This window comes from Polaromonas sp. P3_B1 (assembly GCF_056402935.1).
Map to the genome: position 1 here is coordinate 1 of NZ_JBFUGK010000084.1, position 946 is coordinate 946.

General features: G+C 63.8%; 1 protein-coding gene. It reads left to right on the forward strand.

The genetic code is table 11. From position 1 onward, the window contains the following. On the forward strand, positions 1-946 hold a 946-nt coding region (locus AC1DXS_RS24695), incomplete at both ends, for a hemagglutinin repeat-containing protein (RefSeq protein ID WP_477740083.1).

The following is a 946-nucleotide window of genomic DNA, read 5'->3' on the forward strand; positions in this document are numbered from 1 at the left end:
AGCCAGGACGTCGGCAGCCAGCTCAGCGCCACCGGCAACCTCAGCCTCGTCGCCGGCAAAGACATCAACGCCACGGCAGCCAGCGTGACGAGCCAGCAGGGCGCCCTGGTCGCCAGCGCCGGCAACAACGTCAACATCAATGCCGGCAAGTCGCAGAGCTCGCTGGCCACCGCCACCTTTGTGGAAGACTCGGACGCGTTCAGCTCAGGCAGCACGGAAGTGCGGCAAAGCGCATCCGCCGGCAAAGCGATCAGCTCATCCCTGAGCGGTAACACCGTCACCGTGGTGGYGGGTAATGACATCAGTGTCAAAGGCTCCAGCGTCATCAGCGACACCGCCACCACGCTGGCGGCCGGTAACAACCTCAGCATCGAGGCCGTCACCAACACCAGCAGCTCCAACTCTTTCCAGGCAAGAAAACAAGACGGCCTGCTCGATGACGGCGGCGGCATCAGCATCGGCACGCAAGAGCGATCCACGCAGCAGAAGGCGCAAGGCACCAGCGCCGCGGCCAGCACCGTGGGCAGCATCGCCGGCAACGTCACCCTGCAAGCCGGCGAGGCCTACAAACAGGTCGGCAGCGATGTGATGGCCCCCGCAGGCGACGTCACTATCCTGGCCAAGAAGGTCGACATCACCGAGGCCCGCGAAACCAGCCGCCAGGAGACCGAAGACAAATTCAAACAATCGGCCCTCACCTTCAGCGTCAGCAGCCCCCTCCTCAGCGCCGTGGAAACCGGCCAGCAGATGGCGGACGCTGCCAGCAACACCAGCGACGGCCGCATGCAGGCACTGGCCGGCGCGGCGGCAGCCTTCAAGGGCTACAACACCTACAAGGGCATGACCGACGCCTCGGGCAACTTCAACAAGGATGCGGCAACTGACGTCACCATCAACATCAGCTACGGCACTTCTGAAAGCGAAAGCAAAAGCAGCAGCCAGAGCA